General features: G+C 46.6%; 11 protein-coding genes and 1 pseudogene. 9 read left to right on the top strand and 3 right to left on the bottom strand.

Annotated elements, in window-relative coordinates; all coding sequences use genetic code 11:
• Positions 1–200: 200 nt before the first annotated feature.
• Positions 201–1,847 (top strand): phosphodiester glycosidase family protein, encoded by a 1,647-nt coding sequence (locus tag DRI82_RS10290; protein WP_114193415.1) that lies wholly within the window; start codon positions 201–203, stop codon positions 1,845–1,847.
• A gap of 46 nt (positions 1,848–1,893) precedes the next feature.
• Here the strand turns inward: DRI82_RS10290 and DRI82_RS10285 are convergent, their stop codons facing one another.
• Positions 1,894–3,312: an aminotransferase-like domain-containing protein gene (locus tag DRI82_RS10285; RefSeq protein WP_114193414.1), complete on the bottom strand. Its 1,419-nt coding sequence runs from the start codon at positions 3,310–3,312 to the stop codon at positions 1,894–1,896.
• 170 nt (positions 3,313–3,482) lie between these two features.
• Between DRI82_RS10285 and DRI82_RS10280 the strand changes: the two genes are divergently transcribed.
• The 4 genes and pseudogenes from DRI82_RS10280 (at position 3,483) to DRI82_RS10265 (ending at position 7,916) form a co-directional block, all read left to right on the top strand.
• The gene (locus DRI82_RS10280) at positions 3,483–3,749 is read left to right on the top strand and encodes a DUF1127 domain-containing protein (RefSeq protein WP_114193413.1); all 267 of its coding nucleotides are present in this window, start codon (positions 3,483–3,485) and stop codon (positions 3,747–3,749) included.
• Positions 3,750–4,068: 319 nt separating this feature from the next.
• A complete protein-coding gene (locus DRI82_RS10275) occupies positions 4,069–5,346 on the top strand; it encodes an oligosaccharide flippase family protein (RefSeq protein ID WP_245956814.1) in 1,278 nt (425 codons plus the stop codon).
• Between the two features lie 7 nt (positions 5,347–5,353).
• On the top strand, positions 5,354–6,232 hold the full coding sequence (locus tag DRI82_RS10270; protein ID WP_114193411.1) for an ATP-grasp fold amidoligase family protein: 879 nt from the start codon (positions 5,354–5,356) through the stop codon (positions 6,230–6,232).
• A 181-nt stretch (positions 6,233–6,413) separates the two neighbouring features.
• Positions 6,414–7,916: pseudogene (locus DRI82_RS10265) on the top strand (YchO/YchP family invasin).
• A gap of 17 nt (positions 7,917–7,933) precedes the next feature.
• On the opposite strand, the gene narL reads toward DRI82_RS10265, so the two are convergent.
• Together narL and narX are read right to left on the bottom strand one after the other, a co-directional pair.
• Complete coding sequence (narL, locus tag DRI82_RS10260; RefSeq protein WP_114193410.1) at positions 7,934–8,584, bottom strand: two-component system response regulator NarL; 651 nt, start codon at positions 8,582–8,584, stop codon at positions 7,934–7,936.
• A 12-nt stretch (positions 8,585–8,596) separates the two neighbouring features.
• Entirely contained in the window at positions 8,597–10,402 is a 1,806-nt protein-coding gene (gene narX, locus DRI82_RS10255; RefSeq protein ID WP_114193409.1) for a nitrate/nitrite two-component system sensor histidine kinase NarX, read from the bottom strand.
• Positions 10,403–10,780: 378 nt separating this feature from the next.
• Between narX and DRI82_RS10250 the strand changes: the two genes are divergently transcribed.
• The 4 genes from DRI82_RS10250 (at position 10,781) to DRI82_RS10235 (ending at position 16,437) form a co-directional block, all read left to right on the top strand.
• Positions 10,781–12,199, top strand: a complete 1,419-nt coding sequence (locus DRI82_RS10250) for a NarK family nitrate/nitrite MFS transporter (protein WP_114193408.1) — start codon at positions 10,781–10,783, stop codon at positions 12,197–12,199.
• A gap of 214 nt (positions 12,200–12,413) precedes the next feature.
• The gene (locus DRI82_RS10245) at positions 12,414–14,111 is read left to right on the top strand and encodes a chloride channel protein (RefSeq protein WP_114193407.1); all 1,698 of its coding nucleotides are present in this window, start codon (positions 12,414–12,416) and stop codon (positions 14,109–14,111) included.
• A gap of 568 nt (positions 14,112–14,679) precedes the next feature.
• A complete protein-coding gene (locus tag DRI82_RS10240; protein ID WP_114193406.1) occupies positions 14,680–15,531 on the top strand; it encodes a winged helix-turn-helix domain-containing protein in 852 nt (283 codons plus the stop codon).
• A gap of 222 nt (positions 15,532–15,753) precedes the next feature.
• Positions 15,754–16,437: an oligosaccharide flippase family protein gene (locus DRI82_RS10235; RefSeq protein ID WP_114193405.1), complete on the top strand. Its 684-nt coding sequence runs from the start codon at positions 15,754–15,756 to the stop codon at positions 16,435–16,437.
• Positions 16,438–16,524 lie beyond the last annotated feature (87 nt).

Raw genomic sequence — 16,524 nt, 5'->3', positions numbered from 1 at the left:
TTGTTTTCACCAGCAAGGAAATAATAAACATAATAATTACTGCCTGCACTCATTTAGCAATAAATATTCAGTAATAGCCCGTGAGAAATCTTTTAATACATTCGATTAAATGACGTCAAAATAGTATAAATCTCGCGGGCTTACCCTATTGGAAATGCCTAAGCACAAAGTGTAATTAACTGGATGAGAATGTGATAATCATGATAATTATAAATCGACGCGAAAAATTCAATAAATTTAATATTGGGAAAAAATTGGCAATCACCATGTTGATTTTATTCCCCACCATCACAATGGCCAATAATATGTGGCAAGAAACGCCGGGTGAATTTATCCCATGGGATGGCGAGCCAAGTGGTGCCTCTGCCTGGGGGCAGCCTGTTTGGGTCGCCAATGAGGTGGGAAAGGATACGTGGTTATATGATCTCAGTTCAGCGATAACTAATGGTTGGGAAAATTATATTAGTTGGAGTTTCACTCCGGAAGGGTTATTTAAATCACTGCCGCAAGGAACATGTGCAGAAGCGACAGGAAGTGATGGATATATAGCAATGGACTATTGTTCAGCGAATACAGTTGAACAGAAATTTAAATACAGAATTGACGATCATAAAGTTGAGTCGATCGCTTACCCGGGTTATTGCATAACATTTGGCTATACCACCCTTTACTGGGGAATGGCCTACGGCAGCCCTTTTCTGACTGATTGCGTATCGAATAGCTCTTATACCCTATGGGGCTATGGTTTTGCCGGTATACCTGGGGCGGGCACGGGTGCGCAAGAGGCCAATGGTCTGAAAGTAACTGATTTACCTGAAATTAGTGTTAATGGGAGAGTTTTTGCCAACGACAGTGCTTTTTTTGCGTACATTCCTGATTATCGTTACGCACATTTCACGGTGCCGCAAACAAATACTTCAGCAATAGATTGCAATAAAATTGTCAATCCACAAAGCCCTATTACGCAAGAACAGTGTCTGGCGATGGAGGTAAAACCAACATGTAATGATTATAATCAAGCCTGGTCAACGGCGGCCCATAAAGAAGGCGCTTACACGAATAAATTTCTTAATATCAAAGAGTGGTGGAATGAAAAAGACAATTACCTGAAAGGGGCTGATATCATCATCAATGGCAGTTGGTTCGGTGTTAATTTTACCGATTTCCGCAGTTCCCCCATACCCTATTCTGAGGTGTGTTCTGACGTATATGGTTTATATTCAAGTGATGGGGAAAATATGTCTGTCACCAATACAGCACTGGATAGAAATGGGGGGGCGCTAGGGCAGTTGGATGCGATAATGTTCAGTATGAGTAAAGGGGAGCGTACTCCTGGATATGTTGAGAAAATCACCCTGATTAGACGTAATGAAATACAGTATTTTATCCCGGAGAAAAAAGCATTCCTTGACCGGCATGTCAACGCATTGTCAGGGGTTATCCTCGCTGAAAATGGTGTGAAAGAGACGGAAATAAATAGTTTGGCCTCACCCGATTTAGACGTTGCCAGAACAGTTATCGCTATAACAAATAAGAGAGAGTTGCTTATTTTTGTCATTCAAAACAGCAAAAAATCCAAGCATACGGGAATTAATCTCTATTCATTGGGGGATTACATTATGCAAACCTATCCGAATGTTATGGATATTATTGCGCTGGATGGCTCTGGTTCCTCACAGTTCGCGGTTCGAGCAGATGCTAACGTCGATCCCGGCTTTTCTACGTGGAATTGTTTCGAAGACAACAATGGCGAGAGAGTATGCACCTCACTGCCGGCAGATCTTATTGGTAAGGAACGGAAATTGCGCCCTGTTCCCGCCGTGTTGATGATTGATGCCGTGAGGTAAGATTTTAAGCTCACTGCCAGAATGTGCTGGCAGTGGGCGCTTTACTTTAGCTGTCTTCCATCAAAATATGTATTTCTTCGCCTATCTTCGCGACCGCATGCTCAACGTCTTTGGTCAAGGGATGGGCGTAGTTAATCCGCAAGCAATTGCGGTATTTGCCTGATGCAGAGAAGATCGACCCTATGGCAATCTGCACCTTATGTTTTTCAAGATTACGGTTGAGCCGTTGGGTATCTATTTTTTCATCGAGTTCCACCCACAGCAAAAATCCCCCTTGCGGACGACTGACCCGTGAGCCATGCGGGAAATATTTCATCACCCAATCGGTCATGATATCCCGGTGACGCTGATACTGGGCGCGCATGCGGCGAATATGCTGTAGATAGTGCCCCTGTTTGATGAAGTCCGCGATGGCCAATTGTGGCTGTGTGGCGGTCGCACCCGTGCCGATATATTTCATATGAATGGCGCGATCCAGATAGCGCCCGGGGGCGATCCAACCGATCCGCAGGCCGGGAGCCAACGTTTTGGAGAACGAACTGCACAGCATGACCCGACCATCATCATCAAATGACGTAATGGTCGCCGGGCGTGGATACTGGTAAGCCAGATCGCCATACACATCATCTTCAATAATGGCGATGTCATAACACTGCGCCAATCGCAACAGCGCTTTTTTACGCTCGTCAGGCATATTGTAACCCAACGGATTATTACAACTGGGCGTCAATTGAATGGCTTTGATTGGCCACTGCTCAAGCGCCAACTCAAGCGCTTCGATACTGATACCGGTCACCGGATCGGTGGGGATCTCCACGGCTTTCATACCGAAACCCTTCAATGTCTGCATTGCGCCGTGAAAACTTGGCGAATCGACGGCAACAATATCACCGGGTTCGCACGCCGAACGAATCGCAATGGCAAGCGCTTCATGGCAGCCGGTGGTCACCAAAATATTCTCAAAATCCATGTGACTGCCGCTGTCGATCATCAGGCGGGCGATTTGCTCACGCAATTCAACGACGCCATTAAGGTCGTCATAATAGAAAGCCCGATGATCGGTGCGCTGGCTGACCCTGGTCAATGCGCGACTCAGGGGCCTCAGGCTGCTGCCAGTGACATCGGGTACACCCCGGCCAAGCTGGATAAATCCTTCCCTATGCGGCGTGCGCACCAGATCCAGAACCTGATCCCATTGGGAAATTTCTACTGGCCGCTGGGCAGGACGGCAGACCGCTGGCAGCGCGGGCAGCATTTTTTTTGCGCTGACGAAGTAACCGGATTTAGGACGCGCCTCGACCAACTGCCTATCTTCCAGGACTCGGTAGGCTTGCTGAACGGTACTGATACTCACGCCGTGTTCGCTGCTGAGAGCCCTGACCGAAGGCAAACGTTCACCTGAAGGGTACAGACCCTGTTCAATACGCTGGCCTAGCACAATAGCCAGATGATCATAACGCGTCATAGCCGTTCTCCGTGTGAGGAGGGTGGAAAAACCAGTACAGATGGCGAAATTTGTGAAGGCGAATTGTCATTTTCACGCAATCTGTATTGAATAAATAACAATAGACTGAATCTGTCATGTTTTCAGCGAATATTTCATCCTGTTGCCATCCAGTCGAAGGAGCAAGCACGATGAAACAGACACCAGAAATTCAGCAGTCACTGTGTGGTGTAACTCAGGGTTATGTGACGCAACATTGCATTCTCCCCGCCACGACACAAACCAGTGAGATCACCCATGAGTCCCTGTGGCAAAAAATCTGCACGCTCTACCAATCCTGGCATTTACGCTATACCAGCCGCCGGGTGTTGCAGTCCTTGTCCGACGATCAGCTTCGGGACATCGGGCTGACGCGTGACGATGTAACGCACGAGAGCAGGAAAAACTTTTGGCAGTAATGCAGATAAGTATTTTGGAGACTAATCCGAATTTACGTTCAGGTTATTTAATACACTATAAAAATTATGTGTATTTGAAATTTTAATAGAAATTAGCGAAATTGTTAAAAAATAGGAAATTTCTGCATTCATTAAAAAATTCATATAATTCAGTAGGATAGGTGGTTTTTTATTTAAACCAGATAGGGATGTCTAAAGCCTCAAAGTTCATATGATTTACTTATAATTTTAGTTAAGGTATATTTTGGCATACTAGTGTAGTGAGGGCTTGGCGCTTGTGTTTGTAGGAGCATAAGTACACAGTCGGTAGTTTTTAAAGGTGAAGGTTTTGAGAAAGGATGTCGTTTCAAATGCATTTTGGATGATGAGCGAAAAATTAATCGCAATATTCGGGTTGATTTTTGTAACATCCTATGTTGCTAAATACATTGGGCCAGCTAATTTTGGCAAAATTTCTTTTGCAGCGGCTATCTTTGTCATTATACAGTCGATCTCTCTTTTTGGTTCTGACAGTATTATTTTCAAAAGAATTAGTAGAAATAAAGAGTCAGGTGTTATTTTAATGACATCGACGAAAAAAACCAGGGCTATTTTTTTCTGTGTTCTCTCCATTCCTGTCATGTTTTATCTTTACCTCACTTCGGACTTTTTGACGGTATTATTTGGTGCTGTTACATGTTTAGCTTCTTATTTTACTACGCTTGATGTTTATTCAATATATAATAATGCAACATTGAGTTCAAAAATAAATACCGTATGCAATACAGTTGGTTTGATGGTCGGTTTACTTGTGAGATTTTTAGTTGCCAAGTTTGATATTGGTGTTGAATATTTAGCCATTCCTATAATATTAACTTCTGCAATACCTTACTGGATGAAAAGAGTTAATTTTCGAGTGACATGGTCTCATATTGAAAAAAGTGTGATACAAAAAAGGAAACGTAAGAAATACATTAATTATTTAGTCGGTGCTGGATTACCTTTAGCCATATCAGGTGTTTCTATAACTCTCTATACTCGATTGTCTCAATTATTCCTTATGAAATTTGGCGGGGATGTTGAACTTGGGATTTTTTCAGCAGCGAGTTCATTAGCAACAGCATGGACCTTCGTTACTCTATCAGTAATTACTTCTTATTACGCGAAAATATATAATTGTACCGATAGAAAAATTGCACTTAAAATGGCATCAAAATTGAATGGATTAATTGCAGTTGTTGCTCTATTGGCTGTTATAGGGATATACTTATTTGGTAAATTTGTAATATTTCACTTATACGGTAATGCTTATGAAGCAGCATACAATATTATGCTCATTCTAAGCGTTGCTACCTTTTTCGCTGCTATGGGGCCAGTCGCTTACAGATATATTGTCTATGAGTCAGGGTATAAGTATCTATCCTATAAAATGTTTATCACTTTTTTAGTCAATCTACCACTAGCTTTCTTTTTGACTAAAAAATATGGAATGTATGGTGCTGCGTACAGTACTCTTCTAACAGAATTACTATCCCTTACCATCCTGAATTATTTCTTCAAGAGAGGCGTGATCTTAAAAATGCATATTTTATCTACAATGCCTAAAACGTATATGTGAGGGACTGATGAAAATTATAAAGAAAATAGTTAGATATGGTGTGAGCCTTCTTCCTTGGGTTTATCAGGATTATATTGATTATTATAAACATTTTGGTAAGTTCCCGAACATTAAAGAACCAAAATCTTTAAACGAAAAAATCTTATTTAGAAAACATCACAAATGTAAAGGGAATGAAAGATTCACGGAGCTTGCAGATAAATATCTTGTGAGGGACTATATTACTAGTTCTATCGGTAGAGAGTATTTAATACCGCTAGTTTATGTTACAGATAGAGCAGAATCTCTTTTCTCCTTAACTAATCTTGAGGACGTAGTAATTAAACCTAATCATGGTGCAGGTATGGTTAATATTATTAAGGGGGGAATAGATAAAGAACAACTTACTGAGATCGTAAACAATTGTGACAAATGGTTGAAAATAAATTTTTCCGCTGTTGGGAGAGAGATTCATTATAAGAATATCAAGCCGCTTATTTTAGTTGAGAAGTTGATTGGGGATGGCAAAGAAGCATTGACTGATTATAAATTCCATATGTTCAGGCAAGATGATGGATCGTTTAAATATATATTGCAAGTTATTACGAACCGATTTAAAGGTGACTTGATTCGTCGCTTTTATATGGATAATTTTAATGAAGTTTTTGATGGCGAGAATATGGTTTATGGCGAATTCTTCGAACCTGAAACATTGCTCAATTTGGAAAAAGCGCTTGAGCTAAGTAAAAAACTAGCGCAAGAATTTGATTATGTTAGAGTCGATTGGTATATCGAAGGTGGGAAATTATATTTTGGTGAATTAACGTTTACACCCGCTGCCGGTTTATCTACTGGATATGGTGAAAAGCTCGATCACATTATGGGTAATATGTGGATTACAAGCTAGTCAAAAAATTGTCAATCAGTATTCATCTATGATCAGGGAAATTTCAATAGCCTGATCATAGGAAGATCAATTATTCATTCTTACTTAAAAATGCAATGTGACGAAATAGTGCAGCCCACTAACATTGAATTCTCAGCCTCAGGCGTTAGACTACTAGGTTATCGAAGCAACGAAGACGGTAATGAAGTACGCCAGAGGTCAACACCACACTGCGCCAGGAAGGTTAGTGCGCAACGTGCGCACCTCCTTGCTGGCGATAACCGGAATTCTCTATGCTGGAGGCGCTTGTGCGCTGACGGTAAACCCCGCTGAATCTGGCGTTCCGTCCACGGCGGCGGTCGATGAATCAGCGCCTGCCAGCGATCGGCATTCCCTTTTTAACGCCCCCGTCCAGCCCCATCCAGCAGACACGCTACCCGATCTGGGCAGTTCAGCCGTTACGCCAAAATACAGTGAGAAACAGTTGGCGACGATTGCCAGGAATTTTGGTGAAGAGCATCTCGGCAACGTCACCAGCGGACAATTCCGCGAGCAAGCGGAAACCCTGGCGCTGACGCAAGCCGCACGTCTGGTTCAGCAGGAAGCGAAAGCGTTGCTCTCACCACTCGGTACCGCCAATCTGGCCTTTACGGTTGAAAATGGCAGTCTGGCAGGTAGTACGGGTCAACTGTTCAGTCCGCTTTGGCAGTCCGGCACTATGACGACGTTCAGTCAAATCGGCGTGATCGATAAAACCGACACCACGCTGGGGAATATGGGGCTGGGACAACGCTGGGCGTAGGGACAATGGCTTCTTGGCTACAATGCCTTCCTCGATCGCGATTTTGAAGAGGCGCAAATGCGCGCAGGCGTGGGAGCGGAAGCCTGGAGCGATTATCTGCGCTTTTCTGCCAATTACTATCATCCGCTTTCGGCCATGGCTGCCGTACCGGGCAGTGCCACCCAGTTACGGCGACAGGCGAGGGGCTATGACATCACCACCAAAGGGTACCTGCCTTTCTACCGTCAGTTGGGTGCTTCGCTGAGCTATGAACAATATCTCGGCGATCAGGTGGATCTAATGGGTAATGGAACACATCAGAGCAACCCTGTCGCGATGTCGCTGGGGGTGAATTACACGCCAGTGCCGCTGGTTACGCTAACGGCCCAGCATAAACAGGGTGAAAGCGGCACGAGCCAAGAGCAGGTCGGATTATCGCTGAATTACCGTTTGGGGGTGCCACTCAGTAAACAGCTCACGGCAGAGAATGTCGCTGAAACCCGCTCTTTGCGCGGCAGTCAGTTTGATGGGGTCGGGCGCAACACGACGCCGGTTCTGGAGTTCCGTCAGCGTAAAACCCTCGGCGTCTTTCTCGCGACGCCGCCATGGACCCTGCAGGAGCGTGAAACCCTGCCGATGAAGATCCAGATCCGCAGCAGCAACAGGATCACTGGCGTAAGTTGGCAAGGTGATACGCAGTCGCTCAGCCTTACACCACCGGCGAATAATAGAGATCCGCATGGTTGGAGCGTAATTATGCCAGCTTGGAATCCGACGTCCGGTGCCAGCAACAGCTATCGTTTATCCGTAACGGTTGTCGACGACCAACAGCAGCGTGTGACCTCCAATTGGATCATACTGACGCTGGCGCCGCCGCTGAATGCTGAAATGAATGCCAACAGTGGTCTCAGTTTCAGTGAATGAAGGGCGTAGACCGAGTGCTAGAATACGTTGCTCTGCAACACCCATACGGCAGCTTCGACCCGCGATTTCAGTTTCATCTTTTTCAACAGATGCTTGACGTGAACTTTCACCGTGCTTTCGGTAATGGTCAATTTGCGGGCAATCATTTTATTGGGTAAGCCTTGGGCGATCAGCTTGAGGATATCGCGTTCGCGAGGCGTGAGCAGTTGGACATCCCGCTCAGCGCTGGGACGGTTTTCGCGTAGGCTGGCGGCCAGAATGGGCGTCAGCGTTTCGCTCAACACCATTTTTCCTGCCGCCGCCTGATGCAAGGCCGCCAGCAGGTCTTCAGGCTCCATGTCTTTCAATAGATATCCGTCAGCGCCGCGCTTCAACGCAGTGACTACGTCATCTTCATGGTTCGACACACTGAACACCACAATGCGCCCCGACAGGGATATCTGGCGCATTTTGTCCAATGTATCCAAACCATTCATCCCAGGCATATTCAGGTCGAGCAGGATCAAATCCGGATCGAGTTCTTCAGCCAGACGCACGCCTTGTTCGCCATTGCTGGCTTCCGCAATGACTTTCAGGCTGCTGTCGATGCTGATCAACTGCTTGACGCCGGTCCGCAACATCGGATGGTCGTCTATAAGTAGAATGGTTGAGAATTCTTGCTCGGACATGGTCGGCTCCTGTTAATGGGGGACGGTCTGTTCTGGGCGAAATTGAACCCGGACTTCGGTGCCGCCAGTCTGGCGACGTTTCACCTGACAACTCCCGTGCAGACTGTGGGCGCGATCCTGCATGATGATCAGGCCATAATGATTTAGCCGTTGATGTTCCTCCGGCAGACCACATCCGTTATCCGCGATGCGCAATACGATTTCACCTTGTTGGTAGTCAGCGACAACGTTCACCTGACTGGCGTGGGCGTGTTTGAAGATATTGCTCAGTGCTTCACGCACGATCTGCACGACATGAATCGCCTGATGTGATCCGACAGATTTGGCAGGGAGGTGATAGTCAAACTGGATGGGGAATCCCAGCCTTGCAGAGAACTCATCAACGGTTGCCTGCAAGGCCGCGCGCAAACCCGGCTCTGTAAGCCGCAGGCGGAACGTCGTCAGCAGTTCACGCAGTTGGCGGTAAGCGGTGTTCAGCTCTTCACGCATTTGCTGCATCAATTGTTTATTCTCAGGTGTCGCATTCTGGCTCTGCATTTGCAGACAACTGATCTGAATTTTCAGGCAGGAAAGTGATTGGGCAATGCTGTCATGGAGTTCGCGGGCAATCGCTGAACGCTCCTCCATCAGCAAAAGCTGTTGTTGGTGCTCTGATTGCCGCTCCAGTGCCAGCGTCGTTGTTAACTGCTCAACCAGCGTAGTCACCAACTGCTGTTGATCGCGATTGAGCGGATGTTGAACTGAATGTTGCGCCAGCACCAGGCCATATTTGCCGAGTTTGTCATGCAGGCTCCAGCTCAAAGGCTGCAAATTGCCACTCTGCAACGGAGGGGACGGTTGCATGCAGGTGACACAGGTTTCTTGCGGACAGTATTCCGGCCGCCGACCAGCATGCGAACCGAAGTCGCGGAACTGTTCGTCGTTATTGTTTTCGTACAATCGGATTTGAATTTCTTTTAGCGGTGTGAGGGTTTGCAATTCATTCAGCACCGGCAACAACCGGCTACATAAAGGCACAGTGGTATGCAACTGTCGGCTGGCGCGGTAGAGAAAATCCAGAACCTGATTTTTTTGCTGTAAATCGAGCGTTTTTTCAGCGACCCGTTGTTCAAGCTCGGCATACATCTGGGAAAGAGACTGCGACATGGTGTTCAACGTCATGCCGAGCGTATCCATTTCGTGGTGGCTCTGGCGTTCGCGTCCTTCAGGCAGCGGATAGCGATGGCTGAAATCGCCGGTTGAAACCGCGCGTGCCTGAGCGAGGAGTCTGCGCCAGGGATGCAACAATCGACGGCGAAGGTACCAGATAGTCCCAACCAGCAACAGCAAAGTGAGCACGATCACCACCTTCTGCACCATCGCCACCATCATTAAGCGGTGCTCGGTTTTCTGGTCGATTGAGGAGACCAGCAAATCCAACTGCTGCACAAAATTCGCTACGCTCTCCGCCGCGTCTGCCGGTTGCCGGGCCTGCTGCAATTGCGGCTTCAGCGTGTTCAGCCAGTAACTGCGCAATGCATCGAACTGGGGAGTCAGATTTTCCCGACGAACGGATTGTTGCAAATCATCACTCAACTCATCCTGTTCCAATCCGGTCAGGAAAGGCTCGCTTTGTTTATCCAGAGGCACCCGCGACAGCAAGCGGTAGCTTTGCATCCGCAGCGAACCGGCTTTATTGATCGCATGGGCATTGCCCTGCATGCTCTGCGCCATCCACAGCGACAGACTCATTCCGCCAAAACCCAATAGCCCGAGCAGAAGCATCAGCAAGGCAACCTGATGCACGATGGACAGGGGGGCAAAAGAGCGAGTGGTCATGGGATTGCGTGTCTCCTTTTCAATCGTATTCAGGTGCGGGCAAAAAGTGCAACCTCTGCCAGATAACAACGGATGGGGCGAGGCCATTAATGGATATGGCTATTTTTCATTATCCGCACCCATAACCCCATACCCCAAACGAAGTACTCCTTAATTTCCGGATGAATAAGCGTTAAGAGGGGATGAACGGGAAGCGGAGCGTAACTGGTTATTTTAAAACGATTTCACTTTGTGAAATCACCTACTCACAAAGGATCTCAATGCCATTTTGGCCGATTTACTACCGCAGTGTCTGTTGATTTGCATCAATTCTGCGGACGGGCGGGTTGCCTAGGGTGTGCTGCATAACCCGCTTTTCTAATCCGTATCGAGGCTTCTATGACCCAATCTACAACGTCAGTCCGCACGAGCAACAATGCCGTGATCCAGGACTGGCAACCGGAACACCCAGAATTTTGGCAATCCCAGGGCCAGTGCATCGCCAGACGGAATCTGTGGATCTCTATTCCCTGCCTGTTGCTCTCTTTTTGTGTCTGGATGCTCTTTAGTGCCATCGCGGTAAATCTCAACAAAGTGGGTTTCAATTTTACTACCGACCAACTCTTTCTGCTGACCGCATTACCGGTGGTATCGGGTGCGATTTTGCGTGTTCCCTATTCCTTTATGGTGCCGCTTGTCGGAGGACGGCGCTGGACGGCGATCAGTACTTTTTTCCTGATCATTCCCTGCATTTGGCTGGGGTTTGCCGTGCAGGATACGGGTACGTCATTCCACGTATTTATCGCGATTTCATTACTGTGTGGTTTCGCCGGCGCAAATTTTGCCTCCAGCATGGCAAACATCAGCTTTTTCTTCCCCAAATCGAAGCAGGGCGGTGCGCTGGGATTGAATGGCGGGCTGGGTAATCTGGGGGTAAGCGTGATGCAATTGATCGCCCCCCTGGCTATATCCCTCTCGATGTTTGCAGTTTTTGGCGGTACTGGACAGCAGCAGGCTGACGGCAGTCAGATGTGGCTCGAAAACGCCGCCTGGGTGTGGGTACCTTTCTTGCTGGTAGCCACACTGGCGGCATGGTTTGGCATGAACGATCTGGCGACCTCCAAGGCGTCGCTGAGCCAGCAATTACCCGTACTCAAACGCGGTCATCTCTGGATTCTCAGCGTGTTGTACCTGGCGACGTTTGGATCATTCATCGGTTTTTCTGCGGGTTTTGCCATGTTGTCCAAAACGCAATTTCCCGAGATACAAATTCTGCATTACGCCTTTTTCGGCCCCTTCTTTGGCGCGCTGGCCCGTTCGGCAGGCGGGGCATTGTCTGACCGCTTTGGCGGGATTCGCGTTACGTTGGTCAATTTTATTTTGATGGTACTGTTCGCTGCTTTGTTGTTCCTGACGCTGCCGGTAAACGGCGTCGGCGGTTCGTTCATTGCCTTCTTCGGTGTGTTTATGATGCTGTTCCTCACGGCAGGCTTGGGAAGTGGATCAACATTTCAGATGATAGCGGTGATTTTTCGCAAATTAACCCTTGATCGGGTCAAGGCGCGTGGCGGGAAAGATGAAGACGCCCAGCGGGAAGCCGTCACCGATACTGCGGCGGCATTGGGTTTTATCTCTGCTATCGGCGCTGCGGGCGGATTCTTTATTCCCAAGGCTTTCGGTACCTCCCTCGCCCTGACGGGTTCCCCGGCTGGGGCAATGAAGCTGTTTCTTCTGTTCTATGTGATTTGTGTGGTCATCACCTGGTTTGTCTATGGGCGCAACATCAACAAAGGTTTAGCAACCAAAAAATCGAGATAAGTACTTGATAATATTACCGGGCACAAACAGGGTGCCCGGTAAATGGCTATTTTCAGTAAAAACCCCGCTATTCGCCGCAGTACGTGCAATAATCAACCTTTCTAAGACAATTCAGAAAAGTGAATTAGGAATGCAACAAATGCTACCAATTTGGGTATGATATGTTGCAATATAGTTAAAGATTCTATACGTGCCTTTAAGAAGAATAAGACTGATGACCTTCAACGCTTTAACATTGTGGCAAAAAAGCGATGCGGTGAGTTTGTTGATAGCCATTCCAGCAGGCATTCTTGCTGCTTTGGTGACTATCATTTTTCGTGAAGCAATCAGTGGTATCAATGGATTGATGTTCAGTGATGGCAGCGATATCACTCGTGCATTCTATGAGTTCCCAAGATTTTTCTGGCCAGTGATCACCGGGTTCGGTGGCCTGCTGGCCGGGCTGCTACTGCATTTGTGCCTGTCCTATGAGAAGAAAGCAGGCACTTCACCTGACTATCTTGACGTCATTGATAAAAAGCTGCCGGGGATCCCAGTAATAAGCACAGTTTTGCGTGCTTTATCGTCATTGGCCAGTATCGCCAGTGGTGGCTCAATTGGCCGGGAAGGGGCGATGGTGCAACTTTCCGCACTTAGTGGCAGTCTGCTGGCAAAAGTTGCGCGGTTTGAATCGGTGCGTCATGCCGACGTCATCGCCATGGCCGCAGCGGGCGGACTGGCGGCGGTCTATCACGCGCCGCTGGCTGGGGCGTTATTCATTGCAGAAATCGCCTTCGGCGTAACCGCCGTGCAGCGATTGATACCCCTTTTTATCTCTGCATCCGTTGCTGTGTTGACGGTGCGATCCATCAGCAGCGATGCTCCCCTTTACCTCTACTCCTCTGCCAGTTTTGCCCCCACCCCCGGTGCCATAACCACAGTATTGGTCATCGGTATTGTCGCGGGGATCGCCGGGTCACTGTTTCTGGCTGCGATAGATTTTTCCCGAAAACTGTTCACCCCGATTGTCCACCCAGCCTGGAGACTCGGGCTGGGTGGAGTGCTGGTGGGGCTGGTGGCGATGGTTTCGCCGCTGGTGTTGGGGAATGGGTTTGAGGTGATTGACCTGATTTTGAATGATGGTGCGTTGCAAACCTCATTGCTGGCGCTGTTAATTCTGAAAATTCTCGCCACAGCACTGACTGTGGGCTCTGGGGCTGTCGGCGGCCTGTTTACGCCTTCTTTGCTGATTGGCGCAGCCGCGGGTGCCCTGGTTTGTCTGGTGCTGCAATCGCTGGGTTTTGATCCCGGCCCTGTTGGGCTATATGCCGCTATCGGTATGAGCGCACTTCTTGCCGCAACCAGTCATGCCCCTTTGATGTCAATTATGATGGCGTTTGAAATGACGCTGAACAGTTCTCTTCTTTTTCCCTTGATGCTGGCAACGGCACTTTCCTATGTCGTCGCATCCCGTTTTAAAAGCACTGGAACCTACCCGGTGCTTAATCGCTTGAATGCCCGTTTTGTGGCAAAAAGCGAGTTTGATACCAGTTTCGTTACGCCATTGATTCAACCTTGCTCCAAGGTGCTGAAAACAGCCACTGCCTCGCAAGTGATGAGTGAGGGATTAAAACAAAAAACACGTTTCGTTTATGTAGTTGATCACGATGATTGTTTCCTTGGCGTCGTCGCGACCAGTGACATGGCCACAGGAATTATTGAGGGGACTTTATCTCCCGAAGCCACAATTGAAGCCTTTATTCAAACGGATTTCACAATAATTTATAAAAACACTCGTTACGAGCAGGCATGGGCATTATTTGCCACCTTGCCGCTTGAGCGTTTACCTGTGCTGGATCACCCCGATTCACGGCGATTACTTGGCGTTATCACCAAAGCATCATTGTTGAATAAGGCCAAAGACTTCATTTAAGTTGAGTAATGAAAATTTATTTTACGCTGGGAAAAACTCGGTATTAAGGTGTTTTTTTTATATAATTTCACTTAAGTCGGGGATTTCACAATGTGAAATGTTTGGGTGAAAAATTAAAATAATAAGAAATATCATTGGTAGGGCGATATAAGTATCAATGATTTGCAAGGAAATTATATTTTATGTAATAAAATTTTATGAAATTAAAAGTGTAGTGGGTTATTTTTTTCACGGAAGAATATTAACCATGGGATTATTCTTATTTATCCCTCCATCATTTTCATTAGTGGACGGTTGCTATATTATCAGCTTCGTTATTCATAAACATTTTTGAAGATATAAAAAAGCAAAACTCCTGATGTTAAAGGGAGTGCTTTGGTGAGTGACAGGCAAGTGCTTAAATAATTGACCTTCACCACGTGAAATAAAGATGGAAAATTGTGGTTATTAGCATACCAGGAGAAATACTTTCAATGGTTACCTTATGTAAGCACTGTGAAATATTTAATCGCAGTGTTTACCATGGGGTCAAATATTATGGGATGTGAATGGCGAGGTTTTTCATAACATGTACGACAATAAGAAAATCAAAATAGACCAACTTGAAGTCACTATTTCTTCTGGTAAGGTCAGCCAGTTACGCTGGAAAGAGTATCAAATTCTAACTTTATTGACTGCCAGGGCACCAGAATTGGTGACTCGCGCAGAAATTATCGACAGCATCTGGAAAGGTACTTACTGCTCTGATTCAACAATTAATCAGACTATCAAGTCGATTCGTCAGAAAATTGGCGACGACGAACATGAAGTGATCCGCACAATTCCGCGTGTGGGCTACAAGATTGAGCACAAGGAGCGCTTTGAATTTATAGAAGCCGAGAGTGCAGGAAACGAAATCTCAACTGAAAATGAGCTCGAACAGTCAGAGGTCATTTCCGAATCCTTTCTTGAACAAGGGGGTTTTGCTTTATCCCAGAACTCTTCTGTGTGCGAATCCTATGATTTTTCAATAAAAACTGACCAGAAGAAATTTCTTCATCGACGTGGGGGTTTTAAGAAATACTTTGCACCATTGAAACAGCATGAAACATGGAAGTATGCCGTTATCCTCGCACTGTTATTAGTCATTCTCATTAAAATAAGTTATCCGCAAAATAACCTGCCTTCACGCGCCAGCGAACTCAAGCAGGATGCCATGTTCTTCGTTCTGCGTGTCACACCTGCAGGCGTTGGTTTGGTGATGGGCCGGGCAGGAGAAAACGGGCAATTGCCCGGTGTGGAAAAAATCGATTTACAATGTGAAATCGACTCACAAAAGCAAAATGTTGTCAGTACGCAGAAAATGCAGCAAACGATGAAAAATGGCTGCATGGTCTACAAAGACAGTGTTGTAGCCTGGGTTGATAACCGTGTGCTTTAAAAAACGAAACAAGAAGTAAATTTCACTTATGGTAGCAGGATATTTCACTAATAATCATTTGCAAACCACCCAGTGAGAATTGATTATTCCTCTCATTGATTTGGAAGCTTTCTCCTGAACTGAATAGGGTGTCAGGAAATGATGCAGGCTAATAAACCATTAAACAAGAATTGGGTGCAATGAAGTGATTTTCAAAAAACTCTGGCGGTTGGAGCAAGTGGCATGATAGCAGTCATAAAGAACTCACTCTGGTTGATGCTGGAAAAAGTGCTTTTTGCCCTGGCGGGGATATTCATCTCCGTATATGTAGCCCGTTATTTACAACCAGAGAAGTTTGGCGTTATTACTTACTTACTGGCAATAGTCGCCATTACCGTGCCGCTAATACAACTTGGCGCAGATAATGTTATTTTTAACCGTATAGCGCGACGTGAATCCGCCGGTATACGACTTATGTTAATGTCAGCCAAATTAAGAGGGTTCCTGTTCATTTTTACCAGTATCGCAATTCTGCTGTGGGGGGGGATCTATTTGCCTGCGGAACAGAAATGGATGTTGGTACTGGTGCTGGCGAGCTCCTGGTTTTCGATTCAGGATGTCTACCGAATCTACTACGATGCAACACTTCGTTCGAAGAAGAATACTTTCATCAACAATGCAGGGATGATGCTATCAATGTTGCTGAGGGTCGTTCTGGTTAAAGCATCAATGGGCATGGCATGGTTTATTATTCCCTACATCGTGAGCAGCGCTGTACCTTACTTTATCCGCAGGAGGATGTTCAAACGAAGCCATCCTCCCACGATGAAACGCAAACGTTGGAAGAAGCGGCAGGGACGCTACAACAGTTATATGTTCAAGATACCGTCTTGTCACCTTAGTTGGCAAGACGGATTTCTGCATTGAATTTCATTCCTGACTTCAATACTCCATAGGCCAATTGCAAGAGTTTCCTCATTGCCGCGCAAATCCCTATTTTACCCCCTTTGTTGC

Origin of the sequence: Edaphovirga cremea, assembly GCF_003332275.1 — a bacterium.
Lineage (GTDB): Bacteria > Pseudomonadota > Gammaproteobacteria > Enterobacterales > Enterobacteriaceae > Edaphovirga > Edaphovirga cremea.
This window is presented reverse-complemented; position numbering and strand designations above follow the sequence as displayed.

Excerpts from the sequence above, each read along its gene's own strand:
- narL (WP_114193410.1), bottom strand. The coding sequence starts at position 8,584 with ATGTCCGAGCAAGAATTCTCAACCATTCTACTTATAGACGACCATCCG.
- DRI82_RS10270 (WP_114193411.1), top strand. The coding sequence starts at position 5,354 with ATGAAAATTATAAAGAAAATAGTTAGATATGGTGTGAGCCTTCTTCCT.
- DRI82_RS10240 (WP_114193406.1), top strand. The coding sequence starts at position 14,680 with ATGTACGACAATAAGAAAATCAAAATAGACCAACTTGAAGTCACTATT.
- DRI82_RS10280 (WP_114193413.1), top strand. The coding sequence starts at position 3,483 with ATGAAACAGACACCAGAAATTCAGCAGTCACTGTGTGGTGTAACTCAG.
- DRI82_RS10235 (WP_114193405.1), top strand. The coding sequence starts at position 15,754 with ATGATAGCAGTCATAAAGAACTCACTCTGGTTGATGCTGGAAAAAGTG.
- narX (WP_114193409.1), bottom strand. The coding sequence starts at position 10,402 with ATGACCACTCGCTCTTTTGCCCCCCTGTCCATCGTGCATCAGGTTGCC.
- DRI82_RS10290 (WP_114193415.1), top strand. The coding sequence starts at position 201 with ATGATAATTATAAATCGACGCGAAAAATTCAATAAATTTAATATTGGG.
- DRI82_RS10245 (WP_114193407.1), top strand. The coding sequence starts at position 12,414 with ATGACCTTCAACGCTTTAACATTGTGGCAAAAAAGCGATGCGGTGAGT.
- DRI82_RS10250 (WP_114193408.1), top strand. The coding sequence starts at position 10,781 with ATGACCCAATCTACAACGTCAGTCCGCACGAGCAACAATGCCGTGATC.
- DRI82_RS10285 (WP_114193414.1), bottom strand. The coding sequence starts at position 3,312 with ATGACGCGTTATGATCATCTGGCTATTGTGCTAGGCCAGCGTATTGAA.